28 protein-coding genes are annotated in these 26,622 nt (G+C 49.3%); 16 read left to right on the forward strand and 12 right to left on the reverse strand.

Translation table 11 applies throughout. The annotated features are described in order from the left end of the window. Positions 1 to 21: 21 nt before the first annotated feature. The 4 genes from AC1TPC_RS06595 (at position 22) to AC1TPC_RS06610 (ending at position 4,324) form a co-directional block, all read left to right on the forward strand. A complete protein-coding gene (locus AC1TPC_RS06595; RefSeq protein ID WP_482066075.1) occupies positions 22 to 1,389 on the forward strand; it encodes a TrkH family potassium uptake protein in 1,368 nt (455 codons plus the stop codon). Between the two features lie 81 nt (positions 1,390 to 1,470). Beyond that, on the forward strand, positions 1,471 to 2,178 hold the full coding sequence (locus AC1TPC_RS06600) for a futalosine hydrolase (RefSeq protein WP_482066076.1): 708 nt from the start codon (positions 1,471 to 1,473) through the stop codon (positions 2,176 to 2,178). Then, positions 2,175 to 3,014 (forward strand): 1,4-dihydroxy-6-naphtoate synthase, encoded by an 840-nt coding sequence (locus AC1TPC_RS06605; protein ID WP_482066077.1) that lies wholly within the window; start codon positions 2,175 to 2,177, stop codon positions 3,012 to 3,014. The genes AC1TPC_RS06600 and AC1TPC_RS06605 overlap by 4 nt, the downstream gene beginning before the upstream one ends. A gap of 374 nt (positions 3,015 to 3,388) precedes the next feature. Further along, entirely contained in the window at positions 3,389 to 4,324 is a 936-nt protein-coding gene (locus AC1TPC_RS06610) for an alpha/beta fold hydrolase (RefSeq protein WP_482066078.1), read from the forward strand. Between the two features lie 107 nt (positions 4,325 to 4,431). On the opposite strand, the gene AC1TPC_RS06615 is transcribed toward AC1TPC_RS06610, so the two are convergent. The 3 genes from AC1TPC_RS06615 to AC1TPC_RS06625 form a co-directional block, all read right to left on the reverse strand. Further along, the gene (locus AC1TPC_RS06615) at positions 4,432 to 4,812 is read right to left on the reverse strand and encodes an ArsR/SmtB family transcription factor (RefSeq protein WP_482066079.1); all 381 of its coding nucleotides are present in this window, start codon (positions 4,810 to 4,812) and stop codon (positions 4,432 to 4,434) included. 1 nt (position 4,813) lies between these two features. Continuing rightward, positions 4,814 to 5,242 (reverse strand): SRPBCC family protein, encoded by a 429-nt coding sequence (locus AC1TPC_RS06620; protein ID WP_482066080.1) that lies wholly within the window; start codon positions 5,240 to 5,242, stop codon positions 4,814 to 4,816. Positions 5,243 to 5,339: 97 nt separating this feature from the next. Next, positions 5,340 to 5,477 (reverse strand): hypothetical protein, encoded by a 138-nt coding sequence (locus AC1TPC_RS06625; RefSeq protein ID WP_482066081.1) that lies wholly within the window; start codon positions 5,475 to 5,477, stop codon positions 5,340 to 5,342. A gap of 171 nt (positions 5,478 to 5,648) precedes the next feature. Here AC1TPC_RS06625 and AC1TPC_RS06630 point away from each other — a divergent pair, with 171 nt between their 5' ends. The 4 genes from AC1TPC_RS06630 to AC1TPC_RS06645 all read left to right on the forward strand — a co-directional run bounded on the left by AC1TPC_RS06630 (position 5,649) and on the right by AC1TPC_RS06645 (position 10,512). Then, positions 5,649 to 6,368, forward strand: a complete 720-nt coding sequence (locus AC1TPC_RS06630; protein ID WP_482066082.1) for a 3-ketoacyl-ACP reductase — start codon at positions 5,649 to 5,651, stop codon at positions 6,366 to 6,368. Between the two features lie 150 nt (positions 6,369 to 6,518). Further along, on the forward strand, positions 6,519 to 7,547 hold the full coding sequence (locus AC1TPC_RS06635) for an LLM class flavin-dependent oxidoreductase (protein ID WP_482066083.1): 1,029 nt from the start codon (positions 6,519 to 6,521) through the stop codon (positions 7,545 to 7,547). 172 nt (positions 7,548 to 7,719) lie between these two features. Beyond that, a complete protein-coding gene (locus AC1TPC_RS06640) occupies positions 7,720 to 9,870 on the forward strand; it encodes a YhgE/Pip domain-containing protein (protein WP_482066084.1) in 2,151 nt (716 codons plus the stop codon). A gap of 75 nt (positions 9,871 to 9,945) precedes the next feature. Continuing rightward, positions 9,946 to 10,512, forward strand: a complete 567-nt coding sequence (locus AC1TPC_RS06645; RefSeq protein WP_482066085.1) for a beta-class carbonic anhydrase — start codon at positions 9,946 to 9,948, stop codon at positions 10,510 to 10,512. A gap of 214 nt (positions 10,513 to 10,726) precedes the next feature. On the opposite strand, the gene AC1TPC_RS06650 is transcribed toward AC1TPC_RS06645, so the two are convergent. The 4 genes from AC1TPC_RS06650 to AC1TPC_RS06665 all read right to left on the reverse strand — a co-directional run bounded on the left by AC1TPC_RS06650 (position 10,727) and on the right by AC1TPC_RS06665 (position 14,154). After that, the gene (locus tag AC1TPC_RS06650; protein ID WP_482066086.1) at positions 10,727 to 11,209 is read right to left on the reverse strand and encodes a GyrI-like domain-containing protein; all 483 of its coding nucleotides are present in this window, start codon (positions 11,207 to 11,209) and stop codon (positions 10,727 to 10,729) included. 64 nt (positions 11,210 to 11,273) lie between these two features. Then, positions 11,274 to 12,188 (reverse strand): helix-turn-helix transcriptional regulator, encoded by a 915-nt coding sequence (locus AC1TPC_RS06655; protein ID WP_482066087.1) that lies wholly within the window; start codon positions 12,186 to 12,188, stop codon positions 11,274 to 11,276. 53 nt (positions 12,189 to 12,241) lie between these two features. Further along, complete coding sequence (locus AC1TPC_RS06660; RefSeq protein ID WP_482066088.1) at positions 12,242 to 13,051, reverse strand: GNAT family N-acetyltransferase; 810 nt, start codon at positions 13,049 to 13,051, stop codon at positions 12,242 to 12,244. Positions 13,052 to 13,248: 197 nt separating this feature from the next. Continuing rightward, positions 13,249 to 14,154, reverse strand: a complete 906-nt coding sequence (locus AC1TPC_RS06665) for an NAD(P)/FAD-dependent oxidoreductase (protein WP_482066089.1) — start codon at positions 14,152 to 14,154, stop codon at positions 13,249 to 13,251. Between the two features lie 257 nt (positions 14,155 to 14,411). Between AC1TPC_RS06665 and AC1TPC_RS06670 the strand changes: the two genes are divergently transcribed. The 8 genes from AC1TPC_RS06670 to AC1TPC_RS06705 all read left to right on the forward strand — a co-directional run bounded on the left by AC1TPC_RS06670 (position 14,412) and on the right by AC1TPC_RS06705 (position 20,145). Beyond that, on the forward strand, positions 14,412 to 15,380 hold the full coding sequence (locus tag AC1TPC_RS06670; RefSeq protein ID WP_482066287.1) for an MraY family glycosyltransferase: 969 nt from the start codon (positions 14,412 to 14,414) through the stop codon (positions 15,378 to 15,380). 191 nt (positions 15,381 to 15,571) lie between these two features. Continuing rightward, the gene (locus AC1TPC_RS06675) at positions 15,572 to 15,895 is read left to right on the forward strand and encodes a PadR family transcriptional regulator (RefSeq protein ID WP_482066288.1); all 324 of its coding nucleotides are present in this window, start codon (positions 15,572 to 15,574) and stop codon (positions 15,893 to 15,895) included. Further along, positions 15,895 to 16,242 (forward strand): DUF1048 domain-containing protein, encoded by a 348-nt coding sequence (locus AC1TPC_RS06680; protein WP_482066090.1) that lies wholly within the window; start codon positions 15,895 to 15,897, stop codon positions 16,240 to 16,242. Before AC1TPC_RS06675 ends, AC1TPC_RS06680 begins: the two co-directional genes overlap by 1 nt. A gap of 9 nt (positions 16,243 to 16,251) precedes the next feature. Further along, a complete protein-coding gene (locus AC1TPC_RS06685; protein WP_482066091.1) occupies positions 16,252 to 16,602 on the forward strand; it encodes a DUF1048 domain-containing protein in 351 nt (116 codons plus the stop codon). A gap of 15 nt (positions 16,603 to 16,617) precedes the next feature. Beyond that, positions 16,618 to 17,376, forward strand: a complete 759-nt coding sequence (locus tag AC1TPC_RS06690; protein WP_482066092.1) for an ABC transporter ATP-binding protein — start codon at positions 16,618 to 16,620, stop codon at positions 17,374 to 17,376. Then, positions 17,377 to 18,147, forward strand: coding sequence for an ABC transporter permease (locus tag AC1TPC_RS06695; protein ID WP_482066093.1), 771 nt, complete (start codon positions 17,377 to 17,379; stop codon positions 18,145 to 18,147). A 431-nt stretch (positions 18,148 to 18,578) separates the two neighbouring features. Further along, a complete protein-coding gene (locus tag AC1TPC_RS06700) occupies positions 18,579 to 19,112 on the forward strand; it encodes an RNA polymerase sigma factor (RefSeq protein ID WP_482066289.1) in 534 nt (177 codons plus the stop codon). Then, positions 19,063 to 20,145, forward strand: a complete 1,083-nt coding sequence (locus AC1TPC_RS06705; RefSeq protein ID WP_482066094.1) for a DUF4179 domain-containing protein — start codon at positions 19,063 to 19,065, stop codon at positions 20,143 to 20,145. Before AC1TPC_RS06700 ends, AC1TPC_RS06705 begins: the two co-directional genes overlap by 50 nt. 419 nt (positions 20,146 to 20,564) lie before the next feature. Here AC1TPC_RS06705 and AC1TPC_RS06710 read toward each other — a convergent pair whose 3' ends face one another. The 5 genes from AC1TPC_RS06710 to AC1TPC_RS06730 form a co-directional block, all read right to left on the reverse strand. Next, positions 20,565 to 21,809, reverse strand: a complete 1,245-nt coding sequence (locus tag AC1TPC_RS06710) for a hypothetical protein (protein ID WP_482066095.1) — start codon at positions 21,807 to 21,809, stop codon at positions 20,565 to 20,567. A 413-nt stretch (positions 21,810 to 22,222) separates the two neighbouring features. Next, entirely contained in the window at positions 22,223 to 23,032 is an 810-nt protein-coding gene (locus AC1TPC_RS06715) for a phytanoyl-CoA dioxygenase family protein (RefSeq protein WP_482066096.1), read from the reverse strand. 75 nt (positions 23,033 to 23,107) lie between these two features. Beyond that, positions 23,108 to 24,664, reverse strand: coding sequence for an extracellular solute-binding protein (locus AC1TPC_RS06720; RefSeq protein WP_482066097.1), 1,557 nt, complete (start codon positions 24,662 to 24,664; stop codon positions 23,108 to 23,110). A gap of 69 nt (positions 24,665 to 24,733) precedes the next feature. After that, the gene (locus AC1TPC_RS06725; RefSeq protein ID WP_169084203.1) at positions 24,734 to 25,594 is read right to left on the reverse strand and encodes a carbohydrate ABC transporter permease; all 861 of its coding nucleotides are present in this window, start codon (positions 25,592 to 25,594) and stop codon (positions 24,734 to 24,736) included. Continuing rightward, the gene (locus tag AC1TPC_RS06730; protein WP_482066290.1) at positions 25,588 to 26,520 is read right to left on the reverse strand and encodes an ABC transporter permease; all 933 of its coding nucleotides are present in this window, start codon (positions 26,518 to 26,520) and stop codon (positions 25,588 to 25,590) included. Before AC1TPC_RS06730 ends, AC1TPC_RS06725 begins: the two co-directional genes overlap by 7 nt. Between the last annotated feature and the right edge of the window lie 102 nt (positions 26,521 to 26,622).

Genomic DNA, 26,622 nt, shown 5'->3' on the forward strand with positions numbered 1-26,622 from the left:
GAGACAGGTGGAGTTGACTTCATGCCAAATAAAGCATCCCTGCGCGACAAATTGCGATTTCGGCCAAGTCCGCCTCAAGTGATGACCTTCGGCTTCATTTTGATCATCTTGATTGGAGCTCAGCTTCTATCTAGGCCGATATCGTTTACCGGCGACAAATCCATTTCGTATCTTGACGCTTTATTTATGTCTGCCAGCGCCACATGCGTGACAGGGTTGACCGTTCTTAGCACCGGAGAGCATTTCTCCACTTTTGGACAAGTCGTTATTATCACACTCGCCCAAATCGGAGGATTAGGTTTTATGACGATGGCAACCTTGTTTGCCCTGTTGTTCCGGAAGCGCATTTCGTTCCGCGAGCGCCTTGTGCTTCAGGAATCGATGAACTATGGCTCTACAGAAGGCATCGTACTCCTAATCCGCAAAGTATTGCTTTATGCCTTAGTCATCGAATTGTCAGGAGCGCTGTTGCTAAGCAGCTATTTCATGCTGGAAATGCCTGTAGGGAAATCGATTTATTTCGGCATATTCCATAGCATTTCGTTCTTTAACAATGCGGGCTTTGATTTGTTCTCCCAATTTCCCGATCGGGCGAGCAGTCTCATCCATTATGTAGAGGACCCGTTCGTTAACATCGTCTCCATGCTGCTCATTTTCTTTGGAGGGATTGGCTTTATCGTCATCTCCGAGCTCGTCACCTATCCGAAAAATAGAAAGCTCAGCTTACATAGTAAAGTCGTATTGTCCGTTACCGGCTGGCTTACTGCCTTTGGGGCAATCGTTATTTTTGCGCTTGAGTTCTCCAATCCAAATACGCTCCAGTCGTTATCCGGCATGGGAAAAGTTTTAGGTTCTTTGTTTCAATCGGTTACGGCGCGTTCGGCTGGTCTGAGCACTCTCGATCCTGGCATGCTTAGAGAGGTTACGCAGTTTTTCCTCATCCTGCTTATGTTTATCGGCGCGGGTCCTGGCTCAACAGGCGGCGGCATACGGGTGACTACCTTCGCGATCCTGATCGGAGCGATCATTGCGATGATTCGCGGAAAAAACGATGTCGTGCTGTTCCGCTACCGCATTGCCAAGCAGCAAATTCATCAGGCTATTATGTTTACGATGATAGCTTTCTCGATTATTTGCGGGGCGACGATGCTTCTCAGCATAACAGAGACCGGTTCCTTTCTTGCCATATTGTTCGAGGCGACCTCCGCCTACTGTACCGTTGGCATGTCGGCGGGATTAACGAATCATCTAAGCGAAATCGGCAAAATCATTATCATTTTGCTGATGTTTGTCGGACGCCTTGGACCGGTCACTCTGGCTTTCGCGCTCAACACTCGCTCGAAGAAGGAGCTTTATCGCTACCCTGAAGGTAAAATCACAATCGGCTAAGCGGCATTTGCATCTGCAAACTTGCGAGTGATACGATAGTAATAAGCAAGCTGACAGGTTATTAAAGGAGATTATGTAAGGATGCCATCACATTCAAATACCGATTCTGTTCATGCAACAGGTAGTGAGCCTGTCATAAGCGGGAAGCGTGTTCTGATCGTGACCGCCGTTGACGCCGAGCGCGATGCCGTGCTTCGCGGCCTGCAAGGAATGGCGGGCGTTGACGTTATCGCGGCTGGAGTAGGAGCGGCAGCTGCGGCTGCTGGTACAGCCTTCGCGCTCGCTTCGGCAGCCGACTATCGCTTTGTTATAAGCGCCGGAATTGGCGGCGGCTTTGCTGGAAGAGCTGCGATCGGCTCGCTCGTCGTTGCCGAACTTATCGTCGCGGCCGATCTAGGCGCAGAGTCGCAGGATGGGTTTATTAGTGTAGATGAGCTCGGATTCGGCACTGCACGCGTTGAGGTAAATGTTGATTGGAATAAACGTTTGGTTGCTGCTATTGAATCGGCTGGATTATCGGTTAGCAGCGGCGCTGTTCTCACCGTTACGACTGCAACCGGCACCGCCGAGACCACTGCTGCGCTTGCTGAGCGGATCCATGGCGCAGCGGCCGAAGGGATGGAGGGGCATGGCGTTGCTGTCGCCGCTTCCAAGCTCGGTATTCCCGTTGCTGAAATTCGAGCCATCTCGAATGCGGTCGGTCCGCGTGACCGCACTGCATGGCGTATCGGTGAAGCATTAGCTGCATTAGAAGCGGCAAGTAAAGCAATACGGGAGGTATTACAATGAATATCGCTTTTTCTCCATGCCCAAATGATACATATGTCTTCCACGCTTGGACGCACGGTCTGATCCCCGGCGCGCCTGAACTGGACGTGACCTATGCAGATATCGATATAACGAATAATTGGGCCGCCCAATCCAAAGGCCCCGAAGTGATGAAAATTTCATACGCAGCGCTGCCTTGGGTATTGGAAGACTACAAGCTGCTGCCTTGCGGAGGCGCTCTCGGCAGAGGCTGCGGCCCGCTCGTATTGACGAACGGCAGCGGCGAGGAAACGAATAATCCCACGGCGCTTTCCGGTAAACGAGTTGCGGTTCCCAGCGAACGCTCAACCGCCTATCTTCTCTTTCGATTGTGGGCTGCCCGCCACGTTCCCGGCGGCGTAGGCGAAATTGTCGTCATGCCCTTCCATGAAATTATGCCTGCCGTGCGAGACGGTCACATCGACGCCGGACTCGTTATCCATGAGGCGCGGTTCACTTATCCTTCTTACGGGCTAAGCATGATGACGGATCTCGGAAGCTGGTGGGAGTCCGATACGGGGCTGCCTATTCCGCTCGGGGCTATCATTGCCCGGCGCTCGCTTGATACCGATGCGATTACCGATTGGATTCGCGCATCCGTTGATTACGCTTGGACTCACCCAGAGGCTTCGCAAGCCTATATTATGATGCACGCACAAGAGCTCTCGACAGATGTCGCTCAAGCGCACATCGATCTATACGTCAATGAATTCACTGCGAACTTAGGCGAGGACGGTTACGCCGCGATTACAGCCCTCCTTGGCCGCGCAGCTGAGGAAGGCCTTGTCCCAAGCTTCGACCTTACGCTGCTGCGATAACGTACTGCCACAAGCTCCAGCTATATCGACTTAATATCATAATCGTCAAAATGACCCCCAATTCTGCGGAATTGGGGGCATTTTATTGCTTCTGATGTCATATTTCAGCATAGTTTCTCACGGTAGGTGCTCCTGTCAACATACCACGATTACTTTGCGTGCAACAATCGTTACCTTAATGGAAGCTTAATTGTTCCCTCTAGCTTCGGATAAGATTTAAGGCTCAGTTAACGCTCTGTTATACAGGATCTAAGTCTGGCTTGTTAAAATGAGGTAGACAAAAGCATGGATACGGGATACATGAGCCCAATCAAACAATCGTCGGTGCATTTTGACAAACAAATTATACGAAGCAACAGGAAAGGAACAGAATAATGAAAAGAATGTATAAAATTTTGCTTAAATCGATAGCAGTAATCCTTATTGCAATAGCCATTTTTCTAGTCATTGCTTTTACAGTTAATATGATCTGCAACAAATTGGATAAAGGAAAAATAGAGTCCTATGGGCAGCTCGTACCTGTAGATGGAAAAAATATGAATGTGACGATTCAAGGAAAGGGCGAAGAAACGATAGTGCTGCTGCCAGGCTTCGGAACAGGAGCGCCAGGTATTGATTTTAAGCCGCTAGTGGAAGAGTTATCACCCTATTACAAAGTAGTTGTCATTGAGCCTTTTGGTTATGGATTAAGTGATGTAACTGAAAAAGAGCGAAGCATTGATAATATTGTAAAAGAAATTCATGAATGTTTGCAAAAACTAAATATTGATCGATATACGCTAATGGGTCACTCCATATTCGGCATTTATGCACTAGAATATGTGAACAACTATGAAAACGAAGTCCGTGCATTTGTTGGGATTGATACCAGTGTTCCAACACAAGGCGGCATGGATGAATTTCCATCAGATAGCTATAGCGTGCTCAAAAAATTAGGTTTCTTCCGATTGCTAATGATATTAAGTCCTGACCAACTTGTTGCACCAGAAGTAGATGATCAAACAAGAGAGCAAATTAGAATGATTTCTCTCAAAAACACGATGAATCCAAACATCTTAAGCGAAGGAGAAAATTTAAAAAATAATTTTAAAGCTGCCGAAGATTTAAAACTCCCTGAAAATCTTCCTGTTATTTTCTTTTTACAAGCAAATAATACGGATGTTGAAGGCTGGGAACCCAAACATAAAGAACAGATAAAAGATTCTGTAAATGGGAAAATGATGACCTTTGAAGGAGGACATTATTTACACCATACCAAATCAAAAGAAATCGCTGAAAACTTTAGAAGCTTTATGGAACAGATAAAATGATAAGGACCCAAAAAAAGCCGTAAATAAGCGCTAAAAAAAGGAGCTGTCTATCAAGGTCTAATACCTCGTTAGACAGCTCCTGCTTCATTAACTGATTGATCTCGCTTTTATTCGCTGGAATCCCGATCTGCCAAAGCAAGTGGGCCGAATGGCTCTGCATCTGCGGTGTCGCTTGATTCAACAAAGCGTTTAAGCGCAATTAGTTTATTTTCCCAATAGCGCTCGTAATAGGCCAGCCAACGCTTGAGCTCAAGCAGCGGCTCCGGGTCAAGCCGGTAGCGCGTCTCCCGTCCAACCTTGCGGTCCTTCACCAGTCCCGCATCCGCCAATACACGCAAATGCTTGGATACCGCCGTTCGACTCATCGTAAAATGACCGCTTAAAACGGTGACTGGCAGCTCCTCATCGCCTAGCAGATGCAGCAGCCTGCGTCTGGTCGGATCGGCAATCGCTTGAAACACATCATGCTTCGGTGCGGCGTCTGCCATCTTAAGCCTCTACATACTTGCTGAGTTTTTCCACGAGACCGACCCAGCCTCCCGACATTCTGCTTCGAACCTCATCATGAGTCTGTCCGAATTCAGTAACCTTGGCTGCATCCCAGCCTGCATGAATAAGCGTAAATTCCGTTTTGCCTTCCAAATCGATAAGCTCGAATGTCAACGACCAGTCCTTGCCCCATTCAAACGTAAGGCGGCTAGGCGGATCAAGCGCTGTTACTTTACATGGTGACTTACCGAATGGCCCTGCTTCCAAGTGAAACTCATAGCCCAGCTCAGGCTGAAAATCATTTGGCATGAACCATGCCGCGATGCCTTCAGACGTGGCCACCGCATCCCATACCTTCTGAACCGGCGCGTTAAGTACTAGCGTTTGTCGGATATCCGGCAACGCACCCTGCGTATTGTTGTTTCCCATTTGATGACCTCCATCAATATTGCCATATCTTCTATTTGCGATAATACGAAACCATTTGGTTTCATATTTTCATTATAGGACACCCTTAGATTTCATGTCAAATGAGAACAATAATAGCTCCGAGCATCGTTACGCCAAGCAGCAAGCTTTGCAATATGACCAGTACAATGCAGCATGCCGCTTCATCGTTGATTTCATGTCCAAATATACCATGAATGCTGATCTCCCAATGCAAACGACTCCTTTAGTATAAAAAAGATACTATCTTACTTAAAAGTTGGTACTTGCAATAAGTACGAAATATCATAATAATAGACATGATGATTGATTCCTTGTTAAAAGGATATCATACCTATGTCGCGTCATACGAATCAAGAAAACAACTGCAAGCAGAGGAGAGATTAACATGGAATTAAAAAATAGATCAGCTATCATTACTGGTGCTGGAAAAGGAATCGGCAAAGCGGTTGCAATCGCGCTCGCCGCAGAGGGCGTAAACCTTGGTTTGATCGCTCGGACAAGCTCCGATTTGGAGGCTTTGCAGGCTGAGCTCGCGAACCAATACGGCATAAAAGTCGCCATTGCCAAAGCGGATGTATCCGTCAAATCGGATGTCGATCAAGCTGTTGCCGCTCTGAAGGAAAACCTAGGCTCTATTGATATTCTAATCAATAACGCCGGAATCGCATCGTTCGGCACTGTGCTGGATATGGACCCGGGTGAGTGGGAGCGCATCATTCAGACCAATGTGATGGGCACTTATTATGTGACTCGCGCCGCGCTTCCAACGATGCTTGAGCAAAGCAGCGGAAGCATCATCAACATCGCTTCGACCGCAGGCGAGCGCGGCTTTGCAACCGGCTCCGCATACTGCGCATCCAAGTTCGCCGTCATTGGCTTGACCGAGGCGCTTATGCAGGAGGTTCGCAAATCGAACATTCGCGTTACCGCTCTGACTCCAAGTACAGTGAACACCGAGCTCGCTTCGAATGCCGGTCTCAAAATCGGCGACGAAGACCGCATGATGCAAGCTGAGGATGTAGCCGAGCTGGTTCTGGCAGCGCTCAAGCTGCCTGACCGCGTGTTTATCCGAACGGCCGGTATTTGGACAACAAATCCGCAATAAACGCCATTTTATGCAGCCCCTCGCCCTTGCTGGCGCTGGGGTTTTGCGTTTAGGTTCAGTCTGCTAGCCATACTTGCTCTATGCTGCGAATCCATTTCTGCGAAACGACAATTATTCCGTTTACGCTCTACCTAGGAGGTATAACCCGCTATGACTATTTCTAACATCCCCTTTTCCATATTAGATCTTGCTCCAATCGTTGCCGGCAGCACGCCGGCTCACTCGTTCCGCAACACGCTTGATCTTGCCCAGCATGCCGAGAAATGGGGCTTCAATCGATTTTGGCTCGCTGAGCATCACAATATGCCCGGTATCGCCAGCTCCGCAACATCTGTTGTCATTGGCTACGTAGCCGCAGGCACGCAGAAAATTCGCGTCGGCTCCGGCGGCATCATGCTCCCGAACCACGCACCGCTCGTCATTGCGGAGCAATTCGGTACGCTGGAGTCGATGTATCCTGGCCGTATTGATCTTGGCCTAGGAAGAGCGCCAGGCTCCGATCAGGTTGCGGCGCGCGCGCTTCGCCGCGGACTCGGCAGCAACGGCGAGGATTTTCCCGAGCAGCTTAGCGAGCTTCGCCATTATTTCTATCCCAGCGCAGAATCGCGCAGCGTGATGCCAAGAGCAGTACCGGGCGAGGGGCTGGACGTGCCGATCTGGCTGCTTGGCTCAAGCGGCTTTAGCGCTCAGCTTGCCGGGCACCATGGCCTTCCGTTTGCGTTTGCCAGCCATTTTGCGCCGGACTTCCTGCTCCCTGCCTTGAAGCTGTACCGCGATAACTTCAAGCCATCCGAAGTACTTGATAAGCCTTATGCCATGGTTGGCTTAAACATCATTGTTGCGGATACGGATGAAGCAGCTGCCTTTCTCGCCACCTCGCAGGAGCAAGCGTTCCTGAACCTTATCCGCGGACGGATGGGACAGCTTAATCCTCCTGTCGACAGCATGGACGGACTATGGAGCGAGCAGGAGAAAATGATGGTGCAAAGACAACTCAGCTTCACAATTGCGGGCACAAAAGCAACCGTCAAGGGCAAGCTAAGCTCCATCATTGAGCAGACGGAGGCCGATGAACTCATTGTCGTCAGCCAAATCTACGATCATGCAGCGCGTCTTCGTTCCTACGAGTTGCTTGCCGAGGTTGTTAACGAGAGTCGTTCCGCAGCCGTGCAGCAATAAACAATATAAGCAGCAGCTCAAGGGAAGAACCTTGTGCTGCTGTTTTTTTTGATGCCCGGATAAACTGTTCTCCCTCCTCCGGCTGAATTAGCACACTATCATTAACAATTCCGTGGTGTAGATTTTGGCTTATTCAGCAATACTAAGAAAAACATTTTTTGGGAGTGGGAACATGGGACATATCTGGGCCATTTACAGCAAGGATCTTCACCATATTTCTCGAAACATCGCAGCTGCCATCATTATTCTAGGGCTCACCTTTCTACCTTCCCTATATGCATGGTTCAACATCAAAGCGTCCTGGGATCCTTACGGCCAGACCAGCTCACTCGCCATTGCTGTCGTGAATAATGACAAAGGCGCCGAGCTGCGCGGCACGCCGATTCAGGTTGGGGATGAAATCATTGCCTCCTTGAAGGAAAACAAAAAGATAGGCTGGGTATTCGTTGAGGAGAAGAAGGGGATCGAGGGCGTAAAGCATGGCGACTACTATGCCAGCATCACCATTCCAGCCGACTTCTCGGCCAAAATGGCAACCGTGCTGACCGACAAGCTGCAGCAAGCAGAGCTCGACTATGCCGTGAACGAGAAAATTAATGCGATATCGCCAAAAATCGCCCAGAAGGGCGCGAGCGGCATTATTGAAGAGGTTCGCGCAAGCTTCGTCAAAACCGCTAATGAAACGATTTTTCGCATCTTCAATCAGATCGGCATAGAGCTGGAAGCTAATCAGCCTGCGATCGAGAAGGTTCGCAATACCGTATTCAAGCTGGAGGCGCTAATTCCGCAAATTAACGAGGCGGTTGCCCTTGCGTCTACCGATATCGATAAATCGAAAAAAATCGTAGCAACCGTTCAAACAGAGCTGCCAAAGGCAGCAGAGCTCGCTAAGGACGGCGAGGCGTTTACGAAGCAGCTCGGCACTTTTTTTGACCAAAGCGGAGCGACACTCGATACGGCAGGTCCGCTCATCAAGCAGGATTTGCAGCTGCTTCTTGAGACGGCCAACGCGGCTCAGGCGCTCACCGGTATTTTGCAGGACAGCTCGATTGATCCAGAGGTCGTAAAGTCCACCTTAGCGCTGGCAGAGAAGCGCTTAACGAACGCTGTTACGGTGACGGGCGGGATGATCAATCTGCTTGAACCTTTAAACGAGACGGTTGAAGGCAAGCTGCTGTCGTCTACGATTGACCGTCTGAAGCAGGTAAATAGCCGCTTTAAGCAGCAGCTTGCGCTCGTGCAGCAGATTCAATCGGCCATTGAGCGAGGCGAGCAGCCTGCACAGACTCTTATTGACCGCCTAAGCAGCTTGTCCAAGGAAACCTCTCAGATTCTAACGGACGTATTAGGCCGCTACGATAGTGAAATCTTGCCGCGCATTAAGCAAGCGGCGGACAACGCCAAGCAGGCGGCAGCAAAGGCTCAGTCAGTATTATCGGAGGCAAACAAGCTCGTTCCGAGCGCCCTGCAGGTGGTGGATGATGCGGCGAAGGGGCTTGAGCTAGGCGGCAAGGAGCTGGCGAAAATCCAGAAAAACTTGCCTGCCGCGGAGCAAAAGATTAAAGACTTCGCACAGCGTATTCGCGAGCTTGAGAAGGAAGGCAATTTGAATGAGCTCGTTGACCTGCTCAAAAACGATGCCGAGCGCGAAGGCGCTTTTTTCGCGGAGCCTGTCGTATTGAAGGAAAACCGGCTGTTCCCGATACCGAATTACGGATCGGCGATGTCGCCCTTTTTTACAACATTGTCCTTATGGGTCGGAGCGCTGCTGCTCGTTTCCTTGCTGACCGTGGACGTTCATCACCCAGACCATACGTACCGGAGCTATCATATTTATTTCGGACGCTTTCTCACCTTCCTGACGATTGCCATCGTGCAGTCGTTGCTCGTAACATTAGGCGATATTTATTTGCTCAAGGCGTTTGTCGCTGATAAAATGTGGTTTGTGCTGTTTGGCGTCGTGCTTAGTGCCATATTTATGCTCATTGTGTATACGCTCGTATCGATATTCGGCAATGTCGGCAAAGCGATGGCGATCGTCCTGCTCGTGCTCCAGCTTGCCGGATCGGGCGGTACGTTCCCTATTCAGGTGACGCCGCCGTTTTTCCAAGCGATACATCCATTCCTGCCGTTCACGTATGCCATCAGCATGATGCGCGAAGCGGTAGGCGGTATTTTATGGGATATCGTCGCCAGAGATCTGATCGCTCTTGCGATTTTCGCCGGTATCGCGCTGCTTCTAGGGCTTGCGCTGAAAAAATGGATCAACCGCTATTCTGCCAAAATGGTGGAAAAAGCGAAGCAAAGCGGATTAATTCATTAGAAGATCATTTGACTCCCTCCCTATTTTTATGAATAATAAAATAAATAGATATAAAGCTCGATAGGAGGAAATCTTATGTCCATCATTCCCCGCATGTTGGAATTTAACAAGCAGTTTGTAGAAGAGAAACAATATGAAGCCTATCTAACCGACAAATTTCCCGATAAAAAGGTAGCCATTCTTACCTGCATGGATACGCGGCTCGTTGAGCTGCTGCCCAAAGCACTTAACTTAAAAAATGGCGATGCCAAATTTATTAAAAATGCAGGCGCCATTCTGACTCAGCCGTTCGGAAGCGCGATGCGCAGTATTCTCGTTGCCGTCTATGAGCTTGGCGCGCGTGAGGTGCTCGTCATCGGCCATCATGGCTGCGGCATGACGAATCTTGACACAGCTGGCATGGTCAGCAAGTTCGCTGATCACGGCATCGACCCGCTCGTTCTGGAGACGCTCGAAAATTCAGGCATTCGCATGGATAAGTTTTTACGAGGCTTCTCTAGCGCCGAGGAAGGCGTTATGCACAGCGTGAAGCTCATCCGCAAGCATCCGATCTTTCCGAAGGATATTCCGGTTCATGGCTTTGTCATCGACCCGGAGACGGGCGCGTTGGATGTTCTCGTACAGGATTACCGCGAGGATTAGTCACCAGCAGGCACTTCAACTTTAGGTTGGAGTGCTTTTTTTTATGTGCTTAAAGCGGTCATTCGACGTGTGCGGATGGGCGAAATACGACCGTAAGCATACGGTTTGAACGATTGAGTCAGAAGCGAATAGTTCGAGACAAACTATCCCGTCAATAAGCAAAAGGCAGCCATACAAGGCTCGCTTTGCCTTGTACGACTGCCGTTTGCTGGCTTTATTTTACCGCGATATAGATGTCGACCTCTGCATCTGCTGGATTAAGATTTCGGCCATCATACAGCTCGAAATCGCCTGTGTAGGTACGCTTTAAGGACGAATGCTCGAAATATGCCCAAATCTCGTTCCACGCTTGCACTACAACCTCGAAAACAGGGCCTCTCTTCGTCCTGAACACCATATACTGGGCTTCTGGAATGTTTGCCTGCACTAAGCCCTCCGGCACTTCAACCGAAGCGTCACCGCATTCATGCCCGACAACAACGGTGTAAGCGCCGCTTGCATCACTCTCGTAATGGGTATATAGACCATAGATCAAATGGCTGTTGCTGACCTGCGTCTGCTCGGCGATACCGCTTGCGAAATAAGTGTTCCATAGCGCAGGCAGCCGCCCGTTAGGACCTGCTTCCTCCGCATTTGTCGTCCGCGCGGCTACTCCAATTAACGTTATTGCTGGTTTTTGAATAAGATTCGTATTCATCCATCATTCCCCATTTCTTGAATATGGTCTTATTGTACTTGGGGAAAGTGGACAGCTGTCTGTCCTAGTTCTCGTAACGGCTAATAATATTTTTGGCGCGCTGTATCACTTGTTCTGCCAAGTAGGCGGGATGCTCCACCTTCACTGCATCGCCGTGGCTGAGAATCATGCCATAAAACCATTCATCTACCGTAAACTTACTTTCTACACGCAAGGACCCATCCTCCAAAACCGTCACTTGATCCGAATGAAAGGAATCGCCGACACGATAGCGCGCCTGCGGGCGGAAGAGTAGCGTTACTTCCGTATCCGCATTTTTTGTCCATTCCAAATCCCATGCGTAGCCATCCAACGAAGGCACTTGGCGACGCTCAAACGGATCAGAGCGCATTTGAAGCTGCTGCACGCGAGACAAACGAAATACGCGAAACTGCTCGCGGAGCAAGCAATACGCCTGCAAGTACCATACATTTGCCTTCAATAGCAATGCATAGGGCTCGACCATTCTCTCCGACTCCGAGCCATTCATATTGATATAGCTAAACTGCACCTTCTGGGTTTCATCGATAGCCCGCTTTAACACATTCACCTTTTGGCGCGCTTCCTGCCCCTGTCCCCATGGGTTGAGATCGAAGACCAAGCGCTCTCCCGTGTTGCCTTCTTGGTGCTTGTCCGATTGATGCAGCAGCGTCTTGACCTTCTCATGCAAGCTCGCATAGGATGCATCATCCATGGCAGTGCCTATTCCTTTAACAGCAGCAATAATAGATGAGATTTCTCCTAACGATAAATATTGACGCGATATCGTATACTGCTCCATAATCTCGAACCCGCCCGTTGTGCCTTGATGAGCGAGTATTGGGACGCCCGCTTGACTCAGCGTATCCATGTCGCGATAGATTGTTTTTGTGGATACTTCAAAACGGTCAGCCAGCTCCTTCGCGCTAATCCGCCCGCGATTAAGGAGAAGCACGGTCATCGCTAGTAAACGATCGATTTTCAGATAGTTCCCTACTTTCTATGAACTTGCTCCTACTTAAAACGGATTTCGGCAATCGTTCCGCTCTCTACGAAGCCTGCATTTTTGTATACTTTGTTGGAGTCTGGGTTTTTGGTGTCTGCATACAGCATCGGCTCTCGGTTCTCTTCCTCCAAAATAGAGCAAAGACCCGCTACTATAGCGCTTGCATATCCGTTCTTTCGCAGCACCTGCGGTGTATAGACGGCATTTATCCTTCCGTGCCGTGGAGATCGGTGAGCGATGTTCGCCATCGATACCGGAAGCTCGTTAACGGTCCAAAAATATAAATCGCCTCTCATGATCATGCCCTCAGCAGCCGGAAGCTGGCTTGCAGGTATAACCGACGCGCCGTAAGCATCCTCGGTGAAACCAGCCAAAAATTCGGCGACAAGCTCCACATGCTGCCGAGCAGCCCGGATCATTTTCCCCTTGACCTTTAAGGGCTTGATTACCTTTGGGCATGAGTACGTTTCCATCAGCATATAAGCGTGATATTCCAGTTGATTAGCCTCTGCATACAGCTTCGCGAACAGCTCTGCCGTAGGCGGTGCGCCGCATATGCCGGACAAATCGGTGCCTTTGTAATAGGCAATAAGCTCCTGCATCAGCGCTGACCTTCGATCATCGGCAATGTCCTCCGACAGCCATAGCCATGCATTATGTCCCGGCGAGCCCGCAAACAGCATACGGCCGTCAGGCGTTTTCAAAGTAGTCGCCCCTTCAATTGAGGAAATCAAATGAATCAAATTATATTGCAGCTCATCTCGCATAAACGGGTACTGGTTCAAAACATAATCATCTGGATGCAGCTTCTCTAGCATATCATCTCTCCTCCTGCTGACCGCAGAGCTTTCTACGAAATGTAGAATAGTCTAATTATTTTCGTCCAACACCAATACCCACAAAGCGAACCGCTGTAACAACCACGTTCTATGATTCTCTTCTTTATTTAGCAAAAAACCACCTTGACTAGGTGGCCATTTGATCAAGCATGCCATGCATACAGCGCTTCGCGCAACTAGAATCCAAAATCCTGCTGAGTCATGTCTGTATTGGCGCCAATCGCTGCTTTGCTTCCCTCACCTGCCGCAACAATCACCTGCGCGGGAGCAATAATAGAGGTATCTCCAGCCGCATACACACCTCTGACGCTTGTTCGGCCATAGTCATCTGTGACAAAGCCGCCTCCCGGCGTCATCGCGCAGCCAAGCGCTTCACCGAAGGGTGCCGCCTGATCCCATGATGGAGAAACGAAGCCGCCCGTCCGCTTTGCTTCAGCGTTATTCTCAAAAACAACGCGGCTAAGCCGTCCATTCTCGCCATGCAGCGCTTTAATCCGGTGCTGGCTCACTTGAATGCCCTTCTGCCTAAGCTTCCCGATTTGCTCGGCGCTTAAGTTATTTGCACCATTTGTGCATAAGAGCAGATCCTTGCTCCAGTTATAGACGATTTTGGCCAAAGGGAATAGATTCGAGCCCTCCGAAATAACGATCAGCGCCTTATCTCTCAGCTCCCAGCCGTCGCAATAGGGGCAGCTGAACAAGCTTTTTCCATAATAGTGATGGATGTTAGGCACTGCAGGCAGCACTTCCTTCAGTCCGGTCGCCAATAGGATCGTGCGCGCTTGATACATGACACCGTTGCTCGTCGACACCTGAAAGCCCGCTCCATTGGGAGACACCTCCGTCACCTTGTCTGGCTTAACGGTCACCGAACGGTACTTGGCAATATCGGCATGGGCAAGCCTTCGGAACTCGCGCGGCTCTATGCCGTCTCGCGTAATGAAGCCGTGCGACTCATGCGTTACTGCGTTTCTTGGCCGGTTATGATCGAATAAAATGACATTCCTCCGCGATCTTCCAAGCACAAGCGCAGCATTTAAGCCCGCTGGCCCGCCGCCAATAATGGCACAATCCAGCCACATAGCTATATCTCTCCTCTTTATTTTGGATATGAAAAGTTTCCTTGCAGCTTTCTCTTCTTATTTTAAAAAAGGATTGCTTATCCTTATTCACAAAATCGAGGTTGAATGCATTCAGATTATTTGAGAGCTATGCTATCTTGGGCAGCGTTCATTTGGCAGAGGTTAAAAAATTAATATCTTCTCACATGAGTTTCCTCTAATCGACAATGTTCGGCTTGGACTGTATAATTTTGTTGTTCGTTCAAAATATATCGGTGGTGACAACTATTTTATACGCTATCGCTTTGCTATTGTCCTTTGCTATCGTTTATTTCTTAATCCCGCCGTTCGGCAGGCTGGCATTCCGTCTTGATTTTGTGGACAAGCCCCGCAAGGACGTCGAACGCAAGCTCCATCGGGAGCCGATTCCGCTTACGGCAAGCTATGTTATTTTTATCGGCTTTTTCCTTACCTATTTGCTTGTCACACAGGACTTTTCATTAAAGACCGGCGCTATATTCCTGGGCGGTGTGCTGCTGCTCATCATTGGCACGATTGATGATTGGTATAAAACAAAGGGCAAAGACTTCCCGTCGCTCCCCAAGTTTATCGTGCAAATATCCGCGGCCGTTCTCGTCTATGCCTCCGGCATAGCGTTTACAGGATTTTTCAATCCGTTTTCAGGCGAATATGTGGTGCTTCCGGTCATTTTGCAATTTTCACTTACAATTTTATGGATTTTTGGCGTTACGACGGTCATTAACTTTACCGATGGCATGGACGGGCTCGCTGGCGCTCTTTCCGCCATTTCCGCGGTTACGCTGTTCATTGTCGCCATAGCCAAAGGACAGTCCAACTCCGCCATTATGGCTATTATTTTGGTCGGTGTAACGATTGCGTATTTACGGTACAACAAGCCTCCCGCAAAAATTTTCATGGGCGATGCAGGAGCAACCTTTCTGGGGTTTATCTTAGCGGTTATTGCGCTGGATGGCGCATTCAAGCAAGCTACGATCATGTCATTGTTTATTCCGATTCTTGCGCTGGGCGTGCCGATCTTCGATAACTTGTTTGTCGTCGTGAGACGCATGCTGCAAGGCAAAGCGATCTATCAGGCAGACGCCAGCCAGGCGCATTATCGCCTGCTGCGTGCAGGGCTCAGCCATAAGCAGGTCGTCATGTTCCTTTGCTTGATCAGCACATGCTTATGTTTATCGTCCATCATATTGCTGCTTGTACAGATTTAAATGTTGAAGAACCGAGACTTGGCGTCTCGGTTCTTTTTTTGTTTTATGTGGGGTGGCTGTAAGCATGTATATGCTCTTACTGTCCAAAGAAAAAGCAAACGCTATTGACAAACAATCTACTACGTGTTACTTTATAGCAGTAGTTAGTATCACTTCATACCAGTGGTACAGAATAGAGAGGGGTGATTGTGCTGGAAAACCTAACGGAAATGCTCAAAGGGTCGCTTGAGGGCTGTGTCCTTGAAATTATAAGCCGCAAAGAAACCTACGGCTACGAGATCACGCGGCGGCTGAACGCCCTCGGCTTTACAGATGTTGTGGAGGGAACGGTGTACACCATCCTGATCCGGCTTGAAAAAAACAAGTTGGTGGAGATGAACAAGAAACCATCCGACTTGGGACCGCCGCGCAAGTTTTTCGTGCTCAACGACGCGGGGCGCAAGGAACTACAGAAGTTCTGGGAAAAATGGGAGTTCGTATCATCAAAAATTAACGAGTTAAAGGAGGAACAATAATGAATTTTTGGGAAAAAATCACTGGCAGCGACATGACTAAAGAAATGAAAACTTTTGAATCGCGTGCCAAAAAGCTGCCGGCTGATTATCAAGCGGCATGGAAAAAAATTAATGCCAATCTTTGGCCGCACTCCGATTTCACCGGTCGCAACCTCATGCCAATTCTTGACGGTGTGCTTGGCCTGCTCGAAGAAACGGCGGCGGACGGTCAGAGTGTCCAAGAGGTTTTGGGTGACGATATCAAAGGCTTCTGTTCAGCGCTGGCCGGCGAAGAAGGGGCAAAGTCTTTTCGAGACAAGTGGCGCGAGCAGCTCAACAGTAATATCGCTAAAAAATTAGGTAAATAGGAGGATAAAATGAGAATACAAGATATCATCGAAGGCAAAAAAGAATGGCGAGCGCACATGGCGCGTGTCAAAGCGCTCCCGCAAGATTATCAGATTGTTTATAAAGAGATTCAAAAATATCTCTTTAAGGTCGGACCTGTTGAGCTAACCGACGGGACGGGATTGCTCTCGGGGATTATCGATCTTTTTGAAGAGGGCGCGGCCTTGGGGAAAGGCGTACTCGAAGTGACGGGCAGTGACGTAGCGGCTTTCTGCGACGATCTAATCAAAGATTCAAAAACTTACGCTGACATCTATCAAGAATCTGTTGACCAACAAGGTAACAAGGCCATAAAAAAGGGGACGGATAAGACAAAGTAAAAGGGGGATATCGGGATGGAAAAAGCAATCGAAGTGAAAGGTCTGCGAAAGTCTTTCAAGGACACGGAAGTCCTAAAGGGCGTCGATCTTGAAGTAAAGCGAGGTGAGATTTTCGCCTTGCTTGGCTCCAACGGCGCGGGCAAGACGACGATTGTCAGAATCCTCACCACGCTGCTCAAACAGGACGGAGGCACCGCCACCGTAAACGGATTTGACGTCGCGTCAAAACCCGATAATGTGCGGCAGGCGATCAGTCTTACCGGGCAATTTGCCGCCGTGGACGAAATTTTGACTGGACGGGAAAATCTGATCATGATTGCCAAGCTACGATACCTCAAAAATCCACGTCAGGTTGCGGATGACTTGCTTAAACGCTTCGGCTTGTCAGACGCCGGCGACCGCAGGGCGTCTACTTATTCGGGTGGTATGCGCCGCAGGCTAGACATCGCCTTGAGCCTTGTGGGAAAACCGCAGATCATTTTTCTCGACGAACCTACCACTGGGCTTGACCCCGAGGCGCGCATCGAAGTTTGGAAGACTGTCAAGGAGCTTGCCGACGGCGGCACGACGGTACTCCTAACCACGCAGTATTTGGAGGAGGCTGAGCAGCTTGCCGACCAAATTGCCATTCTGCATGAGGGCAAGATTATCGCCAGCGGCACGCTCTCGGATCTAAAAAAGCTATACCCACCCGCAAAGGTGGAGTATGTTGAAAAACAGCCGACTTTGGAGGAAATATTCCTCGCAATCATCGACAAAAAGGAGGGAAAGTAAATGGAGACGACAAAGAAACACTTTTTCAACGATATGGGCGTTATGCTTGAACGTTCCATGCGTCATATTTTCCGCAGTATGGATACCATCGTCACAGTCTGCATCACTCCGATTGCGATGATGCTGCTGTTCGTCTATGTGTTTGGCGGCGCAATCCAAACTGGTACGGATAACTATGTGAACTACCTGTTGCCCGGTATCCTGCTGATTGCGATTGCAAGTGGTATAGCCTATACGTCTTACCGCCTGTTTTTGGATAAGCAACGGGGAATAATTGAGCGGTTCCACTCCATGCCGATTTCGCGTTCCGCCGTTCTGTGGGGGCACGTGCTGACCTCGGTGGTATCCAACGTCATATCTGTTATCGTCATCATTCTCGTAGCGCTCATTATGGGCTTTCGTTCGTCGGCGGGGCTACTGCCATGGCTTGCAGTAGCCGGCATACTCGTGCTGTTTACACTGGCGTTAACTTGGGTCGCAGCGATTGCCGGACTGTCCGCAAAATCGGTGGAAGGTGCAAGCGCGTTTTCCTATCCGCTTATCTTCCTGCCGTTTATCAGCTCTGCATTTGTTCCGACCGAGTCGATGCCTTCGGTCGTTCGTGCCTTCGCTGAAAACCAGCCGGTGACTTCGATCGTTGAGGCTATCCGTGCACTATTGTCAAGTCAACCGGTAGGCAATGATATCTGGGTCGCTTTAGCGTGGTGCTTAGGGATAATGATCGTCGCATATCTATTTGCGATGCGCGCATACAAACGGAATGCAGCTTAATGTTTGTATGCATTATAATGAAAGTGGTCAACAAAAACATCAAGTAAAGGGCCTTCCACTGTCCATTAAAGATAATCAGAGAGCAGACTGCTACGGATGGCCTGTTCTCTTTTTTATTGAAGTAGGCGTCAAATCGAGGATGCCGTTAAGCTAAAGGAGAACGTTAGTTCAATGAAGGACTCTATACAAACGATGAAGGAGCTGCCGCCGCAGCTCCTTTTCATCTTCACAAATACAGATGTCAAATTAACCTTCGCTCAGCAGGGCAAGGAATTCTGCAACCAGCATTAACGCCATTTAGCGCGAGCTCAAAGTAGCATGGCGGGAGCGGTTTGACGCTTACGCCGCTGCATTTGGTAGATTGTTTTTGAAACCTTTTCGGTCGTCGTGTGTCATTATGATAGGAAGAAGGTGAGAGCCAATTGGAACAGATGGATCAACTAAATCAATGGGTCCGGGATTACAATGACCGGCTGCGTTATGTCGCTTACACGTATGTGCGCGATCACAACAGGGTAGAGGATATTGTGCAGGAAGCGATGGTGCAAGCGTATCTCTCGATTCGGCAGCTAAGAGACCCTGGGCGTCCGTATCCGTGGCTGGTTCGCATCGTTATCAATCTGTGTCTGAATACGAACCGCAAATATCGGAAAGAGCAACCGACCGACCTTCTGCCTGAGCAGAGAGGCAGGAGCACGGAAGACATTTACCTGCAGCAGAGCAGGGACAAGGAAGTTTATGCGGCCATAATAGGTTTAGACGAGAAATTTCGAACGCCGATCATCTTGTATTATTTTGAGGACTTATCGGTCAGGGAGATCGCATACGCCCTCAAGTTAAGTGAAGGTGCGGTCAAGACACGGCTGGCGAGAGGGAGAGAGCAGTTGAAATCAGCGTTAACTAGAGGGGAGTCGGATGATGGAAACACGTATTCGTCAAGCAAAGCCAACCTATATACACGCTGATCCGGAGCGCACGGCCGAGGCGGTTATGGTAAGACTGCAGGAGTTGCCAAAGACCGGTCGCGTACAACCGGTCAGTCGCCGGGTGCGTACAGCAGGCTTGATCACCGCGTCTGCCGTTGTGGCGGGATTATGCATCCTCGGCGCAGGGTTCGTCAATCCGGCAATGGCCAATGCACTGAGCAAGTTGCCGCTGGTTGGCAGTCTGTTCGACCAGGCAGGCGATACGGGGCTGAAGTCCGCGGCCAAGCAGGGCTTGACCGCTAAGGTGAATGCCAGCCAGACGCATGATGGCGTCACCTTCAAAATCTCGGAAATGATGTTCGACGGGACCCGCATGTCCATGGTGCTGATCAGAGAAACGAACGATGGCGATAACCCGCCGCTGAAGGAATGGTCGGATGCTACGACCGAGGAAACGATCGCGATGTACAAGAAGCAGGGTAAAGAAGCCAGCATGATCGAAGTTCGGGCGAACGGGAAGAAGCTGAATGTGTCAACGTTTCTGGCTTCCGATATTTCGCACAACAATTCGTCCATATTAACGGTACAGCCATACATCGCGGAAACGCATACGACCTCGTTTGATTTGCCGGATGAGTTCAATCTGGAGGTCGTAATTCGGGACGCGGCTATTGGGCGGTATTTTACGCTGTCATTCCCGGTCAAGAAAACAACAAGCCAGTCGATCGTACTGGCATCCGAGGAGACGAAGTCCTATAAAGGACTGGTCATGCGCATCAAGAAGTTCGAGATGACAGAGGCCACCTCGCAACTGGAAGTAAACCTCTCCGGCGAGGAGCTGGAGCTGGAGGACTCGCTCATGTACGACATTCAGAATGAGCGCGGGGAATCCGCCGACGTTATGGGCGGAAGCAGCAGCCCTGGAGCGGACCCCGGAACCTATGTGAACACGGTCGAAATCACTCCGTTCCCTAGCATTCCGAAGACGGTTACGGTCAAACCATATCGCTGGAAGGGGACGGACAAGGAGTACATCCCAGAACTGGCATTCACGCTGCCGGTGAACAAATAGTCGCGCATTCGGTAACCTGCGAGCGTAAATCGAATGGGTAATTGACAGGAATCAGAGGGAGTGTCGACGTTTCTAACGGAGAACGATAGCCCAATAAAACAGCAGAAGGATCCGCCACGGCGGATCCTTCTTACTTTTTAATAGACTGGGATCACTGATCTTACGCCGTTTTTGAAATTGAATTATCGTCAGCTTTTGAAAAATAAGTTTTAGACTGATCTTTAAACAGACGAGGAACGTTAGCTCAATAAAACAGCGACAGTCTAGGACTTTGTTTTTTCGTCCACGGCTGCCGCTGTTTTTATAGTTGGGGCTAGTCTAATCCTTTATTTTCTTTTTAAACTTACAGCGAATGAGTAACCCTTGTTTGCGGGCTATAAGCACATATATGTGCTTACAAAGTTAGTCCTTCCCATCAATCAACCTGCCTCATAAAAAGCCAGCACCTCATCCCAGTACCACTGCCCATAATAGGAATCTGCTATGTCGATGCCTTTAATCCATTGCTCCGCGTGGCGTCCACGCTCATTTGCCACGATAACGTTCGCCGATGACTGGTCACGCTCCACCCATGCCAGCTTGGACTTTAATGCTGCCGGATGATAAGCACCATGCTTGCTGGATGGTTTCGTAATGGACGTTTGCTCGCCGTTCTCCAGCTCCACCCGCATCAAATAAGGATAAGCCGGTGCAGCTTGGCCAACCTCTGGCTTAGATTCGGCTGCTCTCGATACGACAATATGCTGCTCATCCTGCCATGCAAAGGCTTGATCAACAAAGCCCTTTGGCGTGTACTCGGCCGATTTTTCCGAGGTGACTGCTATCACTTTAAGCTTCTTGTTGCTCGCAGCCTCACGCCCAACACCGGCAATGTACGCCAAACGGTCGCCGCGCTCTGCCCATTCAAACCACTGCTCATTATTAGCCATTTCGTCCAACGTTCGAAAAACGACTCCATCCGTTGTGATAACGCAAAGCGTGTTGCTGTCGGCTGATAATGAGGCGGTTGGCTTCGCTAGAAAAGCGATCCATCGCCCATCCGCCGACCATTTGAACACGCTGGTTGCAACCGCAAAAAAATCATCCGAAGGGCTTGGCAGCACATGCACGGTTACATATTTGCTCGGATCGAACAATCCAGCAAGCGGTATTTGATAAAGACTAATCGGCGTCCAGCCGTCCGGCAGCAGCTCCGATTGCGAGGAAGCAAAGAACCCCTTGCCATCCGGCAGCCATGAATAGTTGCCGATGCCTTTGGCAGCGCCAAGCGGCTCGTCCGGCTTATTCACATCGACATATTGCAGCAGCTCCTCAGTCTGGTACGCAAGCTTCTCTGCATGCGGCGCCCATTGAAAATTTCTCCCGCCTTCCCTCGATACAAGCTTGCTTTGGCCGGTACGCAGCTGCAGCACCCACAGCTCTTGCTCCGCCTCCCCCGTCGTATATGCGATCCACTTTCCGTCGAACGACCATTTTGGATTGCGTACGAGCGGCCCATTAACCAGTCTCTTCTCTTGACGGCCTTCCTTCAGCCAAAGCTCCCCCTTGCGTACAAAAGCCGCCTTAAACGAGCTAACTCCCTTTGCCGCGCTAGCAGCTCCTGATCCACCCGATATCCAGACAAGAGCAACCATCAGCAGCACACTTATCAGTTTCATTTTCATAAAAAATCTCCTCCAACGTATGCGACTGTCCCTGCTGCATGAGCATTATGCAGAGGAGCTTGCCTCACATAAACACTCTATGGTTAAAGTTCCCTTTGCCCGTCCATACATACTTTATTTACGCTTGTAATTTTTCAATTTGTTGTTTCCAATTTGATTCCGGATTGCAACTGTTCTGTTACGAATTTTTGAAGCCCCCTTCTCGAAGGACGGTGTCCACTTGAAGCGTCATGGAGCGGAATTTTATGCGGAGCTGCTGGCGAAAGCGATCTAATTTCCTCATCTGTATGAAGAACAAAGGAGCAGTGAAAAACGATTACTCGTTTTTCACTGCTCCTTATTGCGCTGCGGGAATATCGCTCGCCGCGCAACCGAAACAATATTCAGCTTTAATAGGAACCCGATTCAACCAGTTAAGAATGACCGATGAACATCGATTTGAGCGGCACCATCGCATCTTCAGGAACATAGTACTTAAATTTATTGTCGCTAATTTGTCCAAGCAATTGACGGCGGATCGGATCAGCGTCCTTCAAGAGACTCTCATCTGCCTGATGGTAATCGATTGGACGCATCCAGATCGGACTGTAGCCGAGAAACAGCTGTCTTCTTGTGAACTCGGAATGATTCGTCGAGCCGGCATGCCACAGATTTTGCGCAAAAATAAACACATCCCCCGGCTTTCCGCACACCTGTACCTCCCCATCCAATTGCTGGCTTACATCCTTATGGTTCGGATTGTATGGCTGCTTATGGCTGCCCGGAATGACCTTTGTGTTGCCTCTGTTTGGCTGCGACATATCGCTTAAAATATAACAGACTTTAATATAATAAGTAGCCGTTAAGCCTGCAATGACCGGAAACTGCGGATGAGGGCCGTCTTGATGCCAATCGATGAAGCTGTGCGTAGCCGTTTTCACATCGTTTGGATTAGGCTTCCTCACCGTTAGATGGGAGATATGCAGCTGAATATTATGTCCAAGCAAATTCACGATTAAGGGAAGGATCGTTGCATGATCGATTAACGAAGCAATCTCAGCATGCCGAGAAACGCTATTATAAATATTATGGGCAAGCGTATCCTGCTCCTCTGCGAGCACTTCATCGATCGCTGCATTCAAACGGGTTACCTTATCCTCGGATAAAACATCCGGTATAATCAAGTACCCTCGCTCGTCAAACTGTTTCTTCAATTCTAAAATATTAAGCGAAGTCGTTTCCATTAGGCCTCTCCTCCTGCTTGCGTACATGTAATTAGCCGACTTGTCTTGCACATTCCATTCGCAGCAATTAATGCCTTAGCCACCATAACCTAGCGCCTTCAGCTGCTCGTAAGCGCTATCCAGGAATGCTTTATAATTCATGGATGTCTCCAGCGTCTTAATAAAAGCATCGTATTCGCTTATTGGGCGTCTGTTATAAATAAATTTCGCGATCTCTTCCTCGATATACCGATCGGCGTCAGCCGGATTAAAGCCTTCAGGATTATCTACGAATCCATTGAGCACTTTAATGCGAGGCTGGTCGTTGGCAAACTTGATTGCATCAGACTGCATGGTGAACTTTGCTTGCAAATATTCCATTTCAGGCCTTCCCGTGAATTGGTATAACCATGAATAACCGACGTCGCCTGCCTTATCCGTCATCTTCGGCTTTCCGTTATCCATCGTGAAATGAGTGTCCTTCACCCCGAATTGAACGAGCATTGAGCCGCCGTCCGGGTTCGAGATATAGTTCAGCAGATCGAAGACGCGCTGCAGCTTCTCCGGATCCTTCTCCAGTGCCTTCGGAATAGCAAATCGTCCCGGCGCTGAGCCAATATCCCATGAGCCGTCAAATTGTCCCCCCGGTCCGCTCGGCGCAGCCATTTGCAGCCACTCCGCATTCGGATTAACGGTCTTGATTTGCTCGACGAATTGCTCCTTCGTCATATTCGGCCAATCGATATAGACCATGCCCGCTTGACCCTTAATGGCCTTCTCCTGATGCTGAAGCCCGCTGTTGGCTAACAACTCGGGATCAACCGAGCCCGAAGCGATCATCTGCTGAATGAGCGTCAGTGCATCTTTCATTGCCGGGTCGTACAGCGCATTAACAACGGCCCCGTCTTTCTCATAGAAATTTCCTGGCATACCGACACCGAACGCTCCGAATACCGGTGAAAATGCGCCCAGCTTACCTCCCGTCAAACCATACGTGTCCGGTTTGCCGTTGCCATCGGGATCCTGAGTGGTGAAGGCCTCCGCTACCTCCTTCAATTGTTCAATCGTTGTCGGAACCTGCAGATTCAGCTTATCCAGCCAATCCTTGCGAATCCATAACGTGTTATAAGGGATTTGCGGGGATTTGGAAATGCCGTAAACCTTCCCGTCTACCATGCCTTTCTTGACGCTATCTTCACCGATGTAGTCGACCGTCTGCTGCAATTTATCCATGTAAGGCGTTATATCCAGCAATAGTCCTTGTTTGGAAAATTGGATTAGCTGCTGCCGGCTCACCATGAATAAATCAGGGAAATTGCCGGAGGACATGCGAACATTCAATTGGTTTGCGTAATCATCATTCGAAGGATAGACGGTCAGATTAAGGTCAATGTTCAGCGCCGTATCCAGCTCCTTCTTAATGATATCCTTATCCGGCGTAGGCAGGTTGTTGCCGCTCTCGATAATTTCCAGCTTAATCGGTTTGTCGCTTTCCCCGTTGCTAGGCTTAGCGGTAGAGGCATTGCCAGGCGTATCGCCATCTTTTGTATTGCCATCTTTGGTTTCGCCGCCTCCACCTCCCGAACAGCCCGCAAGCAAAGCTCCTAGCAATGAAATGGTCAGCAAGAATGAAAATACTTTTCTCATCTTCATATCCCCTTTCTGAAAACTATCTATTGAATAGGTCCGTATGGCTGGCCAGTTATCCATACGGCGACTAGATCAACCTTTAATCGATCCGAGCAGCATACCCTTCGTAAAGTGCTTCTGGAGGAAGGGATAGATCACGATAACGGGCAGACTCGCAATCATCACGGAAGCCATCTGCATCGTCTGGGTAGGCATGATGTTCTCGGCATTTTCAAGCGGCTGCTGGCTTTGCATCAAAATTTCTCTGACGATGACCTGCAGCGGGAACAGCGTTCGGTCTGTCACATAGAAGATCGCTTGAAAAAATTCATTCCAATGGCCAACTAAATAAAACAATCCGACAGTGAGCAATACCGGTATCGAGAGCGGCGTGACGATCTGGAGCAATATCCGGAACTCCTTGGCGCCGTCCATCCTGGCTGATTCGAACAATTCCTCGGGCAGTCCCTCGAAGAAGCTCTTCATAATGAGCACGTTAAAGCTCCATACGGCGTTTGGCAGAATCATCGCCCAAATCGTGTCTAGCAGTCCCATCGATTTGACGACCAGGTAGGTTGGAATAAGTCCTCCGCTGAACAACAATGTAAACACGATCATCAGGAGAAAAAACCTTCTTGCCGGCAGGTTTTTGCGGCTGAGCGGATAAGCCATCAAGCCGGTCAATATGAGATTGACTGCCGTACCGATAACCGTAATGAGGACCGTTATTTGAAAAGCTTTCGGTATATTCGACTCGGTTAACAGCGTGCGGTAAGCAGAGAACGTGATCTCGCTCGGGAACAAAATAAATCCGCCGTTGCGCAGCACTTCACCGAATGGCGTGATGGATACCGATACGACATAAAGCATCGGAAGAATGGCAGCAAGTCCGCATAGCCCGAGAATAACATATACGACACCATTGAATATTTTATCATCCAAGCTTTTTACCATATTCCCTCACCCCACCTTTTCGCCAGACGGTTAGCTCCCAGCACCAGTATCAGTCCAATGAGTGACTTGAATAATCCGACTGCCGAAGCCAAGCTGAAATTCAATTGCTGCAAGCCTGTTCGGTATACCCAAGTATCCAAAATGTCGGCAACCGGATACACCTGAATATTGTACAGGATATAGATTTGGTCGAACCCGGCATCCAGCAGATGGCCCAGCTTCAGAATGAAGAGCAGCACAATGATGCTTTGAATGCCTGGAAGCGATATGTGCCATATCATCCGCAGCCGGCTCGCGCCATCCACTTTTGCAGCCTCATAAAGAGTAGGATCGATGCCTGCCATTGCTGCCAAGTAGATGATCGCGCCCCAGCCAAGGTTTTGCCACACCTCGGAACCGACCAGAATGCTGCGGAAATAGTCCGTTGAGGTCAAGAAGGGGATCGACTGGCCGCCCGCCTCCACAATCCATCGATTCACCAGTCCCCCGTTCTGGGAGAACAAGGTCAGCAGGATTCCAAAAATAATAACCCACGATAAGAAATGCGGCAAATAAGTCAGTGTTTGGACAATATTTTTCAACCAACGCACGCGGCATTCATTCAGCAGCAGCGCGAGTATGATTGGGGGAAATGTTCCAAAGATTAGCTTGTAGCAGCTAATTAACAACGTATTAGTCAAGAGCTGACTGAAATAGGGGGATTGATAAAAATCTCTAAAATGCTTATACCACGGGTCTACCCAGGCGCTTCCCGTTATGCCGTCCATAATTGCAAAGTTTTTAAAAGCAATAATGACCCCGTACATCGGAAAGTATCGGAAGATAACAAAATAGATCACACCGGGGAGCAGCATGATGTATAATGCCCGGAAACGCCAGACGGTTCTTAAAACCGACTGCAGCTTCGTTTGCGGAGTAGGCTGCATTCGAGAGGCGGGTATGTAGCTTTGATCGGCTTCCATGTAAGCCCTCCTTTTATGGTTACGCTTTCATGTTTTAAGTATAAGCAGTGCCTCCAACTGCCGATA

This window comes from Paenibacillus sp. Y280, from assembly GCF_056786335.1.

Excerpts from the sequence above, each read along its gene's own strand:
- AC1TPC_RS06595 (WP_482066075.1), top strand. The coding sequence starts at position 22 with ATGCCAAATAAAGCATCCCTGCGCGACAAATTGCGATTTCGGCCAAGT.
- AC1TPC_RS06600 (WP_482066076.1), top strand. The coding sequence starts at position 1,471 with ATGCCATCACATTCAAATACCGATTCTGTTCATGCAACAGGTAGTGAG.
- AC1TPC_RS06605 (WP_482066077.1), top strand. The coding sequence starts at position 2,175 with ATGAATATCGCTTTTTCTCCATGCCCAAATGATACATATGTCTTCCAC.
- AC1TPC_RS06610 (WP_482066078.1), top strand. The coding sequence starts at position 3,389 with ATGAAAAGAATGTATAAAATTTTGCTTAAATCGATAGCAGTAATCCTT.
- AC1TPC_RS06615 (WP_482066079.1), bottom strand. The coding sequence starts at position 4,812 with ATGGCAGACGCCGCACCGAAGCATGATGTGTTTCAAGCGATTGCCGAT.
- AC1TPC_RS06620 (WP_482066080.1), bottom strand. The coding sequence starts at position 5,242 with ATGGGAAACAACAATACGCAGGGTGCGTTGCCGGATATCCGACAAACG.
- AC1TPC_RS06630 (WP_482066082.1), top strand. The coding sequence starts at position 5,649 with ATGGAATTAAAAAATAGATCAGCTATCATTACTGGTGCTGGAAAAGGA.
- AC1TPC_RS06635 (WP_482066083.1), top strand. The coding sequence starts at position 6,519 with ATGACTATTTCTAACATCCCCTTTTCCATATTAGATCTTGCTCCAATC.
- AC1TPC_RS06640 (WP_482066084.1), top strand. The coding sequence starts at position 7,720 with ATGGGACATATCTGGGCCATTTACAGCAAGGATCTTCACCATATTTCT.
- AC1TPC_RS06645 (WP_482066085.1), top strand. The coding sequence starts at position 9,946 with ATGTCCATCATTCCCCGCATGTTGGAATTTAACAAGCAGTTTGTAGAA.
- AC1TPC_RS06650 (WP_482066086.1), bottom strand. The coding sequence starts at position 11,209 with ATGAATACGAATCTTATTCAAAAACCAGCAATAACGTTAATTGGAGTA.
- AC1TPC_RS06655 (WP_482066087.1), bottom strand. The coding sequence starts at position 12,188 with ATGACCGTGCTTCTCCTTAATCGCGGGCGGATTAGCGCGAAGGAGCTG.
- AC1TPC_RS06660 (WP_482066088.1), bottom strand. The coding sequence starts at position 13,051 with ATGCTAGAGAAGCTGCATCCAGATGATTATGTTTTGAACCAGTACCCG.
- AC1TPC_RS06665 (WP_482066089.1), bottom strand. The coding sequence starts at position 14,154 with ATGTGGCTGGATTGTGCCATTATTGGCGGCGGGCCAGCGGGCTTAAAT.
- AC1TPC_RS06680 (WP_482066090.1), top strand. The coding sequence starts at position 15,895 with ATGAATTTTTGGGAAAAAATCACTGGCAGCGACATGACTAAAGAAATG.
- AC1TPC_RS06685 (WP_482066091.1), top strand. The coding sequence starts at position 16,252 with ATGAGAATACAAGATATCATCGAAGGCAAAAAAGAATGGCGAGCGCAC.
- AC1TPC_RS06690 (WP_482066092.1), top strand. The coding sequence starts at position 16,618 with ATGGAAAAAGCAATCGAAGTGAAAGGTCTGCGAAAGTCTTTCAAGGAC.
- AC1TPC_RS06695 (WP_482066093.1), top strand. The coding sequence starts at position 17,377 with ATGGAGACGACAAAGAAACACTTTTTCAACGATATGGGCGTTATGCTT.
- AC1TPC_RS06700 (WP_482066289.1), top strand. The coding sequence starts at position 18,579 with ATGGATCAACTAAATCAATGGGTCCGGGATTACAATGACCGGCTGCGT.
- AC1TPC_RS06705 (WP_482066094.1), top strand. The coding sequence starts at position 19,063 with ATGATGGAAACACGTATTCGTCAAGCAAAGCCAACCTATATACACGCT.
- AC1TPC_RS06710 (WP_482066095.1), bottom strand. The coding sequence starts at position 21,809 with ATGAAAATGAAACTGATAAGTGTGCTGCTGATGGTTGCTCTTGTCTGG.
- AC1TPC_RS06715 (WP_482066096.1), bottom strand. The coding sequence starts at position 23,032 with ATGGAAACGACTTCGCTTAATATTTTAGAATTGAAGAAACAGTTTGAC.
- AC1TPC_RS06720 (WP_482066097.1), bottom strand. The coding sequence starts at position 24,664 with ATGAAGATGAGAAAAGTATTTTCATTCTTGCTGACCATTTCATTGCTA.
- AC1TPC_RS06725 (WP_169084203.1), bottom strand. The coding sequence starts at position 25,594 with ATGGTAAAAAGCTTGGATGATAAAATATTCAATGGTGTCGTATATGTT.
- AC1TPC_RS06730 (WP_482066290.1), bottom strand. The coding sequence starts at position 26,520 with ATGCAGCCTACTCCGCAAACGAAGCTGCAGTCGGTTTTAAGAACCGTC.